The sequence below is a fragment of the Streptomyces sp. NPDC051136 genome (assembly GCF_044455745.1).
GTDB lineage: Bacteria > Actinomycetota > Actinomycetes > Streptomycetales > Streptomycetaceae > Streptomyces.
Genome location: NZ_JBITFE010000003.1, coordinates 439,735 through 451,644 on the forward strand (window position 1 = coordinate 439,735; position 11,910 = coordinate 451,644).

At 73.6% G+C, this 11,910-nt stretch carries 11 protein-coding genes and 1 tRNA gene; 11 read left to right on the plus strand and 1 reads right to left on the minus strand.

What is annotated here, in order from left to right:
- Nucleotides 1–72 precede the first annotated feature (72 nt).
- The 8 genes from ACIBCJ_RS11220 to ACIBCJ_RS11255 all read left to right on the plus strand — a co-directional run bounded on the left by ACIBCJ_RS11220 (nt 73) and on the right by ACIBCJ_RS11255 (nt 8,041).
- Complete coding sequence (locus tag ACIBCJ_RS11220) at nt 73–2,364, plus strand: SDR family oxidoreductase (RefSeq protein ID WP_399282346.1); 2,292 nt, start codon at nt 73–75, stop codon at nt 2,362–2,364.
- Between the two features lie 4 nt (nt 2,365–2,368).
- A complete protein-coding gene (locus ACIBCJ_RS11225) occupies nt 2,369–3,829 on the plus strand; it encodes an MFS transporter (protein ID WP_365979479.1) in 1,461 nt (486 codons plus the stop codon).
- Nucleotides 3,830–3,865: 36 nt separating this feature from the next.
- Nucleotides 3,866–4,318 carry an acyl carrier protein gene (locus ACIBCJ_RS11230; protein ID WP_362100413.1) on the plus strand — a complete coding sequence of 151 codons (453 nt, stop codon included), beginning with the start codon at nt 3,866–3,868 and terminating at the stop codon, nt 4,316–4,318.
- Entirely contained in the window at nt 4,315–5,124 is an 810-nt protein-coding gene (locus ACIBCJ_RS11235) for a 4'-phosphopantetheinyl transferase superfamily protein (RefSeq protein ID WP_365979480.1), read from the plus strand. Before ACIBCJ_RS11230 ends, ACIBCJ_RS11235 begins: the two co-directional genes overlap by 4 nt.
- Nucleotides 5,125–5,131: 7 nt before the next feature.
- On the plus strand, nt 5,132–6,799 hold the full coding sequence (locus ACIBCJ_RS11240; RefSeq protein ID WP_362100406.1) for an acyl-CoA carboxylase subunit beta: 1,668 nt from the start codon (nt 5,132–5,134) through the stop codon (nt 6,797–6,799).
- Between the two features lie 5 nt (nt 6,800–6,804).
- Nucleotides 6,805–7,074 (plus strand): acyl-CoA carboxylase epsilon subunit, encoded by a 270-nt coding sequence (locus ACIBCJ_RS11245; protein WP_365979642.1) that lies wholly within the window; start codon nt 6,805–6,807, stop codon nt 7,072–7,074.
- Nucleotides 7,071–7,649: a nuclear transport factor 2 family protein gene (locus ACIBCJ_RS11250; RefSeq protein WP_365979481.1), complete on the plus strand. Its 579-nt coding sequence runs from the start codon at nt 7,071–7,073 to the stop codon at nt 7,647–7,649. The genes ACIBCJ_RS11245 and ACIBCJ_RS11250 overlap by 4 nt, the downstream gene beginning before the upstream one ends.
- A 65-nt stretch (nt 7,650–7,714) precedes the next feature.
- Nucleotides 7,715–8,041 carry an acyl carrier protein gene (locus ACIBCJ_RS11255; RefSeq protein ID WP_365979482.1) on the plus strand — a complete coding sequence of 109 codons (327 nt, stop codon included), beginning with the start codon at nt 7,715–7,717 and terminating at the stop codon, nt 8,039–8,041.
- A 149-nt stretch (nt 8,042–8,190) separates the two neighbouring features.
- Here the strand turns inward: ACIBCJ_RS11255 and ACIBCJ_RS11260 are convergent.
- A tRNA-Leu gene (locus ACIBCJ_RS11260) sits at nt 8,191–8,277 on the minus strand.
- A 530-nt stretch (nt 8,278–8,807) separates the two neighbouring features.
- Here ACIBCJ_RS11260 and fhaA point away from each other — a divergent pair.
- The 3 genes from fhaA to ACIBCJ_RS11275 all read left to right on the plus strand — a co-directional run bounded on the left by fhaA (nt 8,808) and on the right by ACIBCJ_RS11275 (nt 11,886).
- Complete coding sequence (gene fhaA, locus ACIBCJ_RS11265; RefSeq protein WP_133890037.1) at nt 8,808–9,677, plus strand: antibiotic biosynthesis regulator FhaA; 870 nt, start codon at nt 8,808–8,810, stop codon at nt 9,675–9,677.
- A 10-nt stretch (nt 9,678–9,687) separates the two neighbouring features.
- Complete coding sequence (gene fhaB / locus ACIBCJ_RS11270; RefSeq protein ID WP_003975090.1) at nt 9,688–10,206, plus strand: antibiotic biosynthesis regulator FhaB; 519 nt, start codon at nt 9,688–9,690, stop codon at nt 10,204–10,206.
- 141 nt (nt 10,207–10,347) lie between these two features.
- Entirely contained in the window at nt 10,348–11,886 is a 1,539-nt protein-coding gene (locus ACIBCJ_RS11275; RefSeq protein WP_365979483.1) for a Stp1/IreP family PP2C-type Ser/Thr phosphatase, read from the plus strand.
- The last annotated feature ends 24 nt before the right edge of the window (nt 11,887–11,910 follow it).

Here is an 11,910-nt window from a genome sequence, read left to right on the forward strand (position 1 = left end):
GTGTCCGGTGCCGACACGGCCGACACAGCCGATACGCAGGTCGTCGTGGTCGGCGCCGGCCCCGTCGGGCTGATGCTCGCCGGGGAACTGCGGCTCGGCGGCGTCGAGGTGACCGTGCTGGAACGGCTGGACAGCCCGACCACCGAGTCCCGGGCCTCCACGCTGCACGCCCGGACGATGGAGATCCTCCGGCAGCGCGGTCTGCTGGACGGCCCCGGCGGTTTCGCGGACCCGCTTCCGCCCCGCGAGCCCCGGGGCCACTTCGGCGGCCTCCCCCTGGACCTGACGCTGCCCAGCTCCCACCCGGGCCAGTGGAAGGTCCCGCAGGTGCGCACCGAGGCGATCCTCGGCGCCTGGGCGGAACGCCTCGGGGCGCGCGTGCTGCGCGGGCACCACGTCGTCTCGGTCGAGCAGGACGCGGACCGGGTGCGGGTGGTGGCCGAACACGCGGGGCGGCGCACCACGTTCACCGCCCGCTACGCCGTCGGCTGCGACGGCGAGCGGTCGGCCGTGCGCCGGCTGGCCGGCATCGGCTTCCCCGGCACCGACGCCGAACGGGAGCTCCTGCGCGCCGACGTCGACGGCATCGAGATCCCCGACCGGCGTTTCCAGCGGCTGCCGAACGGGCTGGCGATCGCGGCCCGGCGCGGCGACGGCGTCACCCGCGTGATGGTCCACCGCTTCGGCACCCCGCCGCGCGGGGCGGGCGAGCCGGACTTCGCGGACGTCGTGACGGCCTGGCGGGACGTCACCGGCGAGGACGTCTCCGGCGGCACCCCGCTGTGGGTGAACTCCTTCGGGGACGCGTCCCGGCAGGCCGAGCACTACCGCCGGGGGCGGATCCTGCTGGCCGGCGACGCCGCGCACCAGCAGATGCCGATCGGCGGCCAGGCACTCAACCTGGGCCTCCAGGACGCGGTCAACCTGGGCTGGAAACTCGCCGCCACCGTCTCGGGCCGGGCCCCCGAAGGCCTCCTGGACACGTACCACGAGGAACGGCACGCGGTCGGGCGGCGCGTGCTGTCCACCATCCGCGCGCAGGCCCGCCTGCTGCTCGGCGGACCCGAGGTGGAGGCCCTGCGCTCGGTGATCGGCGAGCTGATCCCGTACGAGCCGGTCCGGACGCACCTGGCCGGACTGATCAGCGGCCTCGACATCCGCTACGGCGCCGACGAGGAGCCCGGCCCGGTGGGCGCGCGGCTGCCCGGCCTGCCGCCCGGCGCCCACGGCGCCGCACCGGCAGCCCTGCGCCGGGCCCGCGGGCTCCTCCTGGTGGCGGAAGGCGCCGCGGAGACGGGCGAGTCCCTGGTGCGCGCCGCGCGCCCGTGGGCCGGCGCCGTCGACACCGCGACCGCTGCGCCGGCCGGGGACGGCCCCCTGCGGGACGCCGCCGCGGTCCTCGTACGCCCCGACGGCCACGTGGCCTGGGCGGGCGACGCACCGGACGGCCTCGCGACGGCGCTCGCCCGGTGGTTCGCCCCCGACGAGGAGGCCGGGACGGCCCCCCACCGCGTCGGCCGCACCGGCCCACAGCGGCACCGCCCCACGCGCCACCACGGCGCACGACACCAAGCCGCACGACCTCACGGCAGGAGAGAGAACATGGGCAATCTGACCGGACGCACGGCGCTCGTCACGGGTGCCAGCCGGGGCATGGGACGGGCCACCGCCGAGCGGCTGGCCCGCGACGGCGCGCTCGTCGCCGTGCACTACGGCACCAGCGAGGACGCGGCCGCCGAGGTCGTCGACGGCATCGAGCGGGACGGCGGACGGGCCTTCGCCGTACGGGCCGAACTCGGCGCCCCCGGCGACGTGCACGAACTCTTCCTCGCCCTGGAGGAGGGCCTGAAGGAGCGCACCGGCTCCACCGAACTGGACATCCTGGTCAACAACGCCGGGGTGATGGGCGGGGTCAAGCCCGAGGACACCACGCCGGAGCAGTTCGACCGGATCGTCGCCGTGAACGCCAAGGCGCCGTTCTTCCTCATCCAGCGGGCGCTCGCCAACATGCCCGACGGCGGCCGGATCGTGAACATCTCCTCGGGACTCACCCGGTTCGCCAACCCCGACGAGATCGCCTACGCGATGAGCAAGGGCGCCGTGGAGCAGCTCGCGCTGCACTACGCGAAGGCGCTCGGCCCGCGCCGCATCACGGTGAACAGCGTCGCCCCGGGCATCACCCGCAACGGCAACCCGGTGTTCGACGTGCCCGAGGCGGTCGAGGCGATGGCCGCGCTGTCCGCCTTCAACCGGGTCGGCGAACCGCAGGACGTCGCCGACGTCGTCGCCTTCCTGGTGTCCGACGACGCCCGCTGGATCACCGGCTCCTTCGTCGACGCCAGCGGCGGCACCCTTCTGGGCTGACGTCGTGACCAGGACCGTTCCAGGGCCCGTGGCCGACGCCGGGGCAGGACGCTGGAGCCCCCGGCTGTGGGGGCTGCTGCTGGTCCTCGCCGGCAACATGCTCATCGACGCGCTCGAGGTCTCCGTGGCGGTCGTGGCGCTGCCCTCGATCGGCGCGGACCTCGGGCTGCCCCTGACGAGCGCGCAGTGGGCGATGACCGGCTTCGCCGCCGGCTTCGGCGCCCTCATGCTCTTCGGCACCCGGCTGGTGGCCCTGCTGGGCCGCCGCCGGGTCTACCTGGTGGCGCTCCTCGCGTTCGCCGCCGCCTCCCTGCTCAGCGCCTTCGCCCAGGAGCCCGCGCTGCTCGTCGCGACCCGGCTGGTCAAGGGGTTCTGCGCCGCGCTGACGGCTCCCACCGGGCTGGCCATCATCTCCACCGCGTTCCCCGAGGGCCGCCCCCGCAGCCGCGCGGTGTCCGTCTACACCCTCTTCGGTGCCGGCGGGTTCACCGCGGGCCTGCTGCTGTCCGGCTGGCTGAGCACGTACAGCTGGCGGCTGGCCTTCGCCTTCCCGGCCCCCGTGGTCCTGCTGCTCTTCGCCGCCGCGCTGCGCCTGGTCCCGGGCGGCGACGCCCCTTCGGGCGGGCACCCGGCCCCACCCCGGCACTACGGCGTGCGGGGCGCGGCCGCCCTCACGGGCGCGCTGCTCGCCCTCGTGCACGGCGTCACCGCACTGCCCGGACACGGCTGGAGCGACGTCCGGTTCCTCGGGTCGATGACCGCGGCGGTCCTGCTGCTGACGTGGTTCCGGATGCTGGAACGCGCCGCGCCGGCCCCGCTGCTGCCCGTCCACCTGCTGCGCGGCGGGGCCCTGATCCGCTCGGCCCTCGGCGCGGCCTGCCTCAACGGCTCCTATCTCGGGCTGCTGTTCGTGCTGACGTACCAGACACAGACCCTCGCCGGCTGGTCACCGCCGGTGGCGGCGGCGGCCCTGCTGCCGGCCGCAGTGCCGCCCGCGATCACCGCGCTCGCCTCGGGGCGGCTGATCGCCCGGTTCGGTGCGCCGCGCCTCATCGCGGCCGGTGCCGCCAGCGCGTTCGCCGGCCTCCTGCTGCAACTGCGGTCCGGCTGGCCCCTGGACTACACCGGGCGGCTGCTGCCGACGCTGCTGCTGGTGGGGCTGGGCTTCGTGCTGTCCTTCGCCGCGCTCAACGTGCAGGCCACCTCCGAGCTGGCGCCCGCCGACCGCGCCGCGGGCAGCGGGCTCTACCAGACCGCGGTGCAGCTCGCCGCGGTCCTCGCGGTCGCGCTGGTCGCGGCGCTGCTCGCCGGCGCGGGCGGGGACGGCGGGCCCGCGGCGCGGCTCGCCGCCTGCCGGCCGGCCCTGGTCCTGGTGGCCGCGCTCGGCGGACTCGGCCTGCTCACCGCGCTCACCGGACTCGGCCGTCCCGGCGCCGCGGGCCGCCCGCCGGCACCCCGCACCTGACCTCCACTCCTTCCACTCCACGACGGGGGCACGATCATGGATCTGACGACGAAGAACTGGGTCTTCGACGACGACCTCGACGACCTCGCAGACCTCGACTACGAGTTCGAACGGGATCACGTCGCCGAACCGGAGCCGCCCGACCTGGCGCACCTGGCGGCGTGCTCCCCGGCCGAGCGCACCCGCCTCATCGACGTCTACGTACGGGACGAACTGGCCCGGGTGCTGCGGGTGCCGCCGGACACCATCGACACCGTGGGACGCCCGATGAACAGCCTGGGCATCGGGTCCATCAACGGCCTCGAACTGCAACGCCGGATGGAGGCCGTGCTGCGGGTCGACGTCAACCTCAACCGGCTGCTGCGGGCGCACAGCGCCGCCGAGCTGATCGACTGCCTGGCCGGGCAGCTCGGCCCCGGGGACAGCCCCCACAAGCACAACGGGCGCGACGACCACCTCGTCTCGCACGACGTGCTGGGCACGACGTGATCGGACAGCTCGCGCACCGGCCGGACACGGCGGCCGGCGCGCCGCGGCTGCCCGCGCCCGGACACCTCGACGTGTGGCTGGTGCGCCGCCCCCGGCTGGACACGGCGGCCGGGACGCTCGCCCTGGACGAGCTGAGCGAGGCGGAGCGCCGGCGCACGGCCTCCTTCGTGCGCCCGGCCGACGGGGTCACGTACGCGGCCGCGCACATCGCGCTGCGCCGCCTGCTCGGCGCCTACCTCGGACTGCCGGCGGCGGACGTCCCGTTCGTCCGCGAGCCCTGCCCCGGATGCGCCGGGCCGCACGGCAGGCCGGCCGTCCGCCACCCCGACCCGCCGCTGCACTTCTCCCTGGCGCACAGCCACGGCATGGCCGTGGTCGCCGTCTCCCGGGCCGTGCTCGGCGTGGACGTGGAGCGGCTGCCCCGGACGGAGACCGTCGAGGTGTGCGCCGCGGCGCTGCACCCGGGCGAACAGTCCGAGCTGGCGGAGCTGGGCACCGAGGAGCGGCGCCTGGCCTTCGGCCGGATCTGGACCCGCAAGGAGGCCTATCTCAAGGCGCTGGGCACCGGCCTGTCCCGCGACCCCGCCCGGGACTACCTGGGCGCCGACCGGGACCGCCGGCCGGCCGGCTGGGCGCTGCTCGACCTGGCGTCCGGACCCCGGCACAACGCCGCCGTCGCCGTGCGCGGCACGCCGCCCGAACGGGTCGCCGTGCGCTGGCTGCCGCCCACCGCGACACACGTCGACGGGTCGGTGGACCTGGCCGCCGGCGGTGTGACCACCCGCGTATCCGACTGGGGAGCGTGACACGACGATGTCGACCGACCAGAGAACCGAGCAGACGAGCCGGCAGCCGGGCCGGCAGACGCCCGAGCAGACGCCCGAGCAGACGGCGGATCGGCAGCCGCTGCACCGGCGCGAGCACCGGGGTCAGTGGAGCGCCGAGGAGCGCATCGAGGAACTCGGGCTGATCAAGCAGGCCGCCCGGCACGGCGACCCGACGGCCACCGAGCGGCAGCACGCCAAGGGAAAGCTCACCGCCCACGAACGCATCGAACTCCTGCTCGACGAGGGGTCGTTCACCGAGGTCGAGATGTTGCGCCGGCACCGGGCGACCGGCTTCGGACTGGAGAAGAAACGTCCCTACACCGACGGCGTGATCACCGGCTGGGGCACCGTCCACGGACGCACGGTCTTCGTGTACGCGCACGACTTCCGGGTCTTCGGCGGCGCCCTCGGCGAAGCGCACGCCCTGAAGATCCACAAGATCATGGACATGGCCATCGCGGCCGGCGCGCCCCTGGTGTCGCTCAACGACGGAGCGGGCGCCCGTATCCAGGAAGGCGTCTGCGCGCTGGCCGGGTACGGCGGCATCTTCCAGCGCAACACCAAGGCGTCCGGGGTCATCCCGCAGATCAGCGTGATGCTCGGCCCGTGCGCGGGCGGCGCCGCCTACTCGCCCGCCCTGACCGACTTCGTCTTCATGGTCCGCGACATCGCGCAGATGTTCATCACCGGCCCGGACGTGGTGAAGGCGGTGACGGGCGAGGAGATCAGCCAGAACGCCCTCGGCGGCGCCGACGTCCACGCCACCTCCTCCGGCGTCGCCCACTTCGCCTACGACGACGTGCGCAGCTGCCTGGAGGACGTGCGCCACCTGCTGTCCCTGCTGCCCTCCAACAACCGCGAACTGCCCCCGCCCGCGCCCGCCTCCGACCCGGCCGACCGGCGCACCGACCGGCTGCTGGAGATCGTCCCCGACGACCCGGGCCGGGTCTACGACATCCGCGCCGTCGTCGAGGAGATCGTGGACGACGGCGACTACTTCGAGGTGCACTCCGGCTGGGCGACCAACGTGGTGTGCGCCCTGTCCCGGCTCGACGGCGAGGTCGTGGGCATCGTCGCCAACCAGCCCACGTCGTACGCCGGCGTCCTGGACATCGACGCGAGCGAGAAGGCCGCCCGGTTCGTGCAGTTCTGCGACGCCTTCAACATCCCGCTGGTGACGCTGATCGACGTCCCGGGCTTCCTGCCGGGCGTCGACCAGGAGCACAACGGCATCATCCGGCGCGGGGCCAAGCTGCTGTACGCGTACTGCAACGCCACGGTGCCGCGTGTCTCCCTCGTGCTGCGCAAGGCGTACGGCGGCGCGTACATCGTGATGGACTCCCGCTCCATCGGCTCCGACCTGGCGCTGGCCTGGCCGTCCAACGAGATCGCGGTGATGGGCGCCGAGGGCGCCGCCAACGTCATCTTCCGCCGGGAGATCGCCGCGTCGGACGACCCCGAGGGCACCCGCGCACAGAAGATCAAGGAGTACCAGGCGGAGCTGATGCACCCGTATTACGCGGCCGAACGCGGCCTCATCGACGACGTGATCGACCCGCGGGAGACCCGGCGCGCCCTCGCCGGGGCCCTGGCGATGCTGCGCAGCAAACAGGCCGACCTGCCGTGCCGCAAGCACGGCAACCCCCCGCAGTGAGCGGGATGGACGGCGCGGACGCCACCGGCCCGGACGCGGTCGTACGCGTCCTGCGCGGCCGGCCCACCCCCGCCGAGATCGCCGCCCTCACCGCCGTCCTGCTCGCCCGCGCCGCCGCCCTCACCGCCGCCCCGTCCGGGCCGCCCCGGCCCCGGCCGACCGCGGGCTGGCGCCGGCCGGAACGCACCGCCGCACACCGCGACCCCCGCGGCTGGCACACCGCCGGCGCCCCAGGCGGCCGTCCGCCCACCGGAAAGGAGCACCCCATCCCATGACCCGCCCGCCCTTCGGCCCCGCCGCCGACACGGACACGGACACGGTCACCGTCTCCCGGACCGAACTCGACGCCCTGCGCGCCCAGGTCCGGGCGCTGAGCGACCGGACGGAGATCGCCGAACTGGTCGACCGGTACGTCACCCTGCTGGACACCCAGGACGAGCACGGTTTCGACGACGGCTGGCCGGCGGGGGTCTTCACCGAGGACTGCCTGCTCCAGTTCCCCGTCGGCACGCTGGAAGGACGGGAGGGGGCGGCCGCCTTCCACTTCGACCGCAAGTCCCGGTTCGCCCGCACCCATCACCTGGCGTCCAACTACGGCATCACCACGGACGGCGACACGGCCCGGATCCGCGTCCACCTCGTCGCCTCGCACGTGCACCACGACGACGGCCCCGACCCCGGCGGCCGCTTCGACATCGGCGGCCACAGCGAGGCCGAGGCGGTCCGCACCCCGGACGGCTGGCGCATCCACCGCTGGCGGTTCCACCTGACGTGGTCGGACGGGGCAGGCCCCCGGCCAGGCCCCGAAGCACGCGCCCTGCGCACCTCCCAGCCACGCCCCCGCACCTGACCGACCCGCACCGCACCGCACCGCACCGCACCGCACCGCACCGCACCCGACGAAAGGACACCACCGTGCCGGGCAACCCAGTCACCCTCGACACCGACGCACTGCGGGGCCTCCGCGGCGCGGCCCGCCTGCGGGCCTTCGAGACGTACCTGTGCCGCAGCCTGGCACCCCACCTCCACGTCCCGCCGGCCCACCGGGTCTCCCTGACCCGGCCGCTGTACGCCCAGGGCATCGACTCGCTGACCGCGCTGGCCCTCCAGCGCACCCTGGAGTCGGCGCTGGGGATCCCCGTCCCCTCGCACCAGCTGCTGCGGGAGCAGACCGTCGGGGAACTCGCCGCCGTCCTCAGCACCACGACGGAGCGGGAGGCCTCCGAGGACACCACCGCCTGATCACCGGCCGCCGAACGGCCCTGTGAGTAAAGTCTCAGATCACGGGAGCGGGACACCTGTGCCGTCCCGGAGCACAACAGAACGGGGCGGCATCGTCATCGACGATGCCGCCCCGTCTTTTGCGTATCCAGAGCACGTGACGTGCTCCGTGGTGCGCGAGGGGGGAGTTGAACCCCCACGCCCTTGCGGGCACTGGAACCTGAATCCAGCGCGTCTGCCTATTCCGCCACCCGCGCATTGGGTGTGTCTTCCGGGCTTTTCCTTGCGGTCCGGCGCCTTCCGACACGAGAACATTAGCACGCTGGAAGGGGTCGATTCACATCCCTTTCCCCCGGCGGACCGGGGCGCCCGCCCTCCTTCGGGCACTCGTCCCGGTCCTTGGCCGTTCACGTATCAACCTCGTACCGGTCATGCCCGTCTCCCCGGGAGCCGGTAGGGGACCGCGGCCAGGTGCGGGACACTGGTCTGCGGCCGCCTCTACGATCCTGGGCATGAGTACCCGAGGGAGCAATCCCGAGGGCCCGCGGGAGTTCGAAGAGGAGCCCCGGCGGGAACTCCGAGAGGCGTCGACACCCGTCGACCGGGCCGACAGGGGGAACCAGCCGATCGACCGGCGCGTGGATACGATCAGTAAGCAGTACCAGGTGGACAGTGCGCGCACGCACCGCACGGCGCGGAGCGGCACTGCGCGAGGCAGCAGTACGCAGCACAGCACTACGCAGGACAGTGGAAGCGGACAGGACGGCAGCGACGGAGGAGGTGCCCCATGGGAGTCCTGAAGAAGTTCGAGCAGCGGCTCGAAGGCCTGGTCAACGGCACCTTCGCGAAGGTGTTCAAGTCCGAGGTGCAGCCCGTGGAGATCGCGGGAGCGCTCCAGCGTGAATGCGACAACAACGCGACCATCTGGAACCGCGACCGCACCGTCGTACCCAACGACTTCATCGTGGAACTGAGCACGCCGGACTTCGAGCGCCTCAGCCCCTACTCCGGACAGCTCGGCGACGAGCTGGCCGGCATGGTCCGCGACTACGCCAAGCAGCAGCGCTACACCTTCATGGGACCGATCAAGGTCCACCTGGAGAAGGCCGACGACCTCGACACCGGTCTGTACCGGGTGCGCAGCCGCACCCTCGCCTCCTCCAGCAGCCACCAGGGCGGCCCGGCCCCCGCCGCGCCCCCGGCACCCCCCGCACGGCCCGCCGGTCCGGGCGGCGGCTACGGCTACCCGCCGGCCGCGGCCCCGGGCGCCCCGCCCATGCCCGCCGCGCCGCCGCCCGGCGGCCGTCCCGGCGGCTACGGCTACCCGCAGCCGGCCGGCGGCCAGCAGCCCCCGGCCGCGCCCGCTCCCGGCGGACGCACCCGCCACTGGATCGAGATCAACGGCACCCGCCACCAGATCTCCCGCGCGACGCTCGTGCTGGGCCGCAGCACCGAGGCCGACGTGCGGATCGACGACCCCGGCGTCTCCCGCCGGCACTGCGAGATCCGGACCGGAACGCCCTCGACGATCCAGGATCTCGGCTCCACCAACGGCATCGTGGTGGACGGGCAGCACACCACCCGCGCTACGCTCCGCGACGGCTCGCGGATCGTCGTGGGCAGCACCACCGTTATCTACAGGCAAGCCGAAGGGTGATCCGGGGGCAATGTCAGAGCTGACCCTCACGGTCATGCGGCTGGGTTTTCTCGCCGTACTGTGGCTGTTCGTGATCGTGGCCGTGCAGGTCATCCGCAGCGACCTCTTCGGTACGCGGGTCACCCAGCGCGGCGCGCGGCGCGACGCCGCCCGACCGCAGCAGACCGCCACGCGCCAGGGCCAGGCGCCTCCACCTCAGCGCCAGCAGTCCGGCGGCGGCCGCGGCCGCCGGGGCGCGCCCACCAAACTGGTCGTGACGGAGGGCACCCTCACCGGCACCACCGTCGCCCTCCAGGGCCAGACCATCACGCTCGGCCGGGCCCACGACTCGACGATCGTGCTGGACGACGACTACGCGTCCAGCCGCCATGCCAGGATCTATCCGGACCAGAACGGGCAGTGGATCGTCGAGGACCTGGGCTCCACCAACGGCACCTACCTGGACCGGGCCCGGCTGACGACCCCCACCCCCATCGGTCCGGGGGCGCCGATCCGCATCGGCAAGACCGTCATCGAGCTGCGGAAGTAGTGCTACACCAATGAATGAGCGCGAGCGGAGCGAGCACGCAGCGGCGGCCGGCACCCCGGGCCCCGGCGCGCTCCCGACCGGAGGGTGGGCAGTGTGGCTCGACACGACCGGCTGCAGTCGGAGCCGACGGGCGAGGTGCGCATGAGTCTGTCACTGCGCTTCGCCGCCGGTTCCCACAAGGGCATGATCCGGGAGGGCAACGAGGACTCCGGTTACGCCGGCCCCCGCCTGCTCGCCATCGCCGACGGCATGGGCGGCCAGGCCGCGGGCGAGGTCGCCTCCTCCGAGGTGATCTCCACCATCGTCGCCCTCGACGACGACGTGCCCGGCTCCGACGTCCTCACCTCGCTCGGCGCCGCCGTGCAGCGCGCCAACGACCAGCTGCGGCAGATGGTCGAGGAGGACCCCGCCCTGGAGGGCATGGGCACCACGCTCACCGCCCTGCTGTGGACCGGCCAGCGCCTGGGCATGGTCCACGTCGGCGACTCCCGCGCCTACCTCCTGCGCGACGGCGTCCTCACCCAGATCACGCAGGACCACACCTGGGTGCAGCGCCTCGTCGACGAGGGACGCATCACCGAGGAGGAGGCGGGCACCCACCCGCAGCGCTCCCTGCTGATGCGCGCCCTCGGCAGCGGCGACCACGTCGAACCCGACCTGTCCATCCGCGAGGTGCGGGCCGGCGACCGCTACCTGATCTGCTCCGACGGGCTCTCCGGCGTCGTCTCCCACCAGACGATGGAGGACACCCTCGCCAGCTACCAGGGCCCGCAGGAGACCGTCCAGGAGCTGATCCAGCTGGCCCTGCGCGGCGGCGGCCCGGACAACATCACCGTCATCGTCGCCGACGTCCTCGACCTGGACACCGGTGACACCCTCGCCGCCCAGCTCTCCGACACCCCCGTGGTCGTCGGCGCCGTCGCCGAGAACCAGGCGCAGACGGGCGACAACGGCATCATGCAGACCCCGGCCGGCCGCGCCGCCGGCCTCGGGCGGCCGCGCGGCGGCGGCGGCGGCGAGTTCGGCCCGCCCGGCAGCGGCGACGTCACCGGCTTCATCCCGACCGGCGGCTTCGACGACTACGGCCCGGACGACTTCGTCAAACCCCGCAAGAACCGCAAGTGGCTCAAGCGGTCCCTGTACACCGCCCTCGCCCTCGCCGTCATCGGCGGCGGCACCTACGGCGGCTGGCGCTGGACGCAGACCCAGTACTACGTCGGCACCAACGACGACCATCTCGCGCTCTACCGGGGCATCAGCCAGGACCTCGCCTGGGTCTCGCTCTCGAAGGTCCAGAAGGACCACCCCGAGATCGAACTCAAGTACCTGCCGCCCTACCAGCAGGAGCTGGTCGAGGCCACCATCCCCGAGGGCGACCTCAACGACGCCCGGGCCAAGATCGAGGAACTGGCGGTCCAGGCCTCCGCCTGCAAGAAGCAGGCCGAGAAGCGTTCCGCGGCGACCGAGAAGAACGCCAAGACGGGCGAGGGCGAGGCCGGAGGCACCACGGGAACCAGCCGCGCCTCCTTCACGTCCAAGGCCTCGCCGAGCCCGACCTCCTCGGGATCGCCGAAGACCCCCGAATCGTCCGAGTCCCCGACCGCACCCACTCCAGGCTCAGGCCCGACCCTCTCGGAGGAAGAGCAGAAGGTCGTCTCGCTGTGCGGTAAGCAGCAGTAGGCAAGCCGTGAGAGGCCCCGTCAC

What these genes read in the sequence shown, in the direction of transcription:
- ACIBCJ_RS11220 (WP_399282346.1), top strand. Translation starts at nt 73, where the DNA reads ATGCTCGCCGGGGAACTGCGGCTCGGCGGCGTCGAGGTGACCGTGCTG.
- ACIBCJ_RS11230 (WP_362100413.1), top strand. Translation starts at nt 3,866, where the DNA reads ATGGATCTGACGACGAAGAACTGGGTCTTCGACGACGACCTCGACGAC.
- ACIBCJ_RS11240 (WP_362100406.1), top strand. Translation starts at nt 5,132, where the DNA reads ATGTCGACCGACCAGAGAACCGAGCAGACGAGCCGGCAGCCGGGCCGG.
- ACIBCJ_RS11245 (WP_365979642.1), top strand. Translation starts at nt 6,805, where the DNA reads ATGGACGGCGCGGACGCCACCGGCCCGGACGCGGTCGTACGCGTCCTG.
- ACIBCJ_RS11250 (WP_365979481.1), top strand. Translation starts at nt 7,071, where the DNA reads ATGACCCGCCCGCCCTTCGGCCCCGCCGCCGACACGGACACGGACACG.
- fhaA (WP_133890037.1), top strand. Translation starts at nt 8,808, where the DNA reads ATGGGAGTCCTGAAGAAGTTCGAGCAGCGGCTCGAAGGCCTGGTCAAC.
- fhaB (WP_003975090.1), top strand. Translation starts at nt 9,688, where the DNA reads ATGTCAGAGCTGACCCTCACGGTCATGCGGCTGGGTTTTCTCGCCGTA.
- ACIBCJ_RS11275 (WP_365979483.1), top strand. Translation starts at nt 10,348, where the DNA reads ATGAGTCTGTCACTGCGCTTCGCCGCCGGTTCCCACAAGGGCATGATC.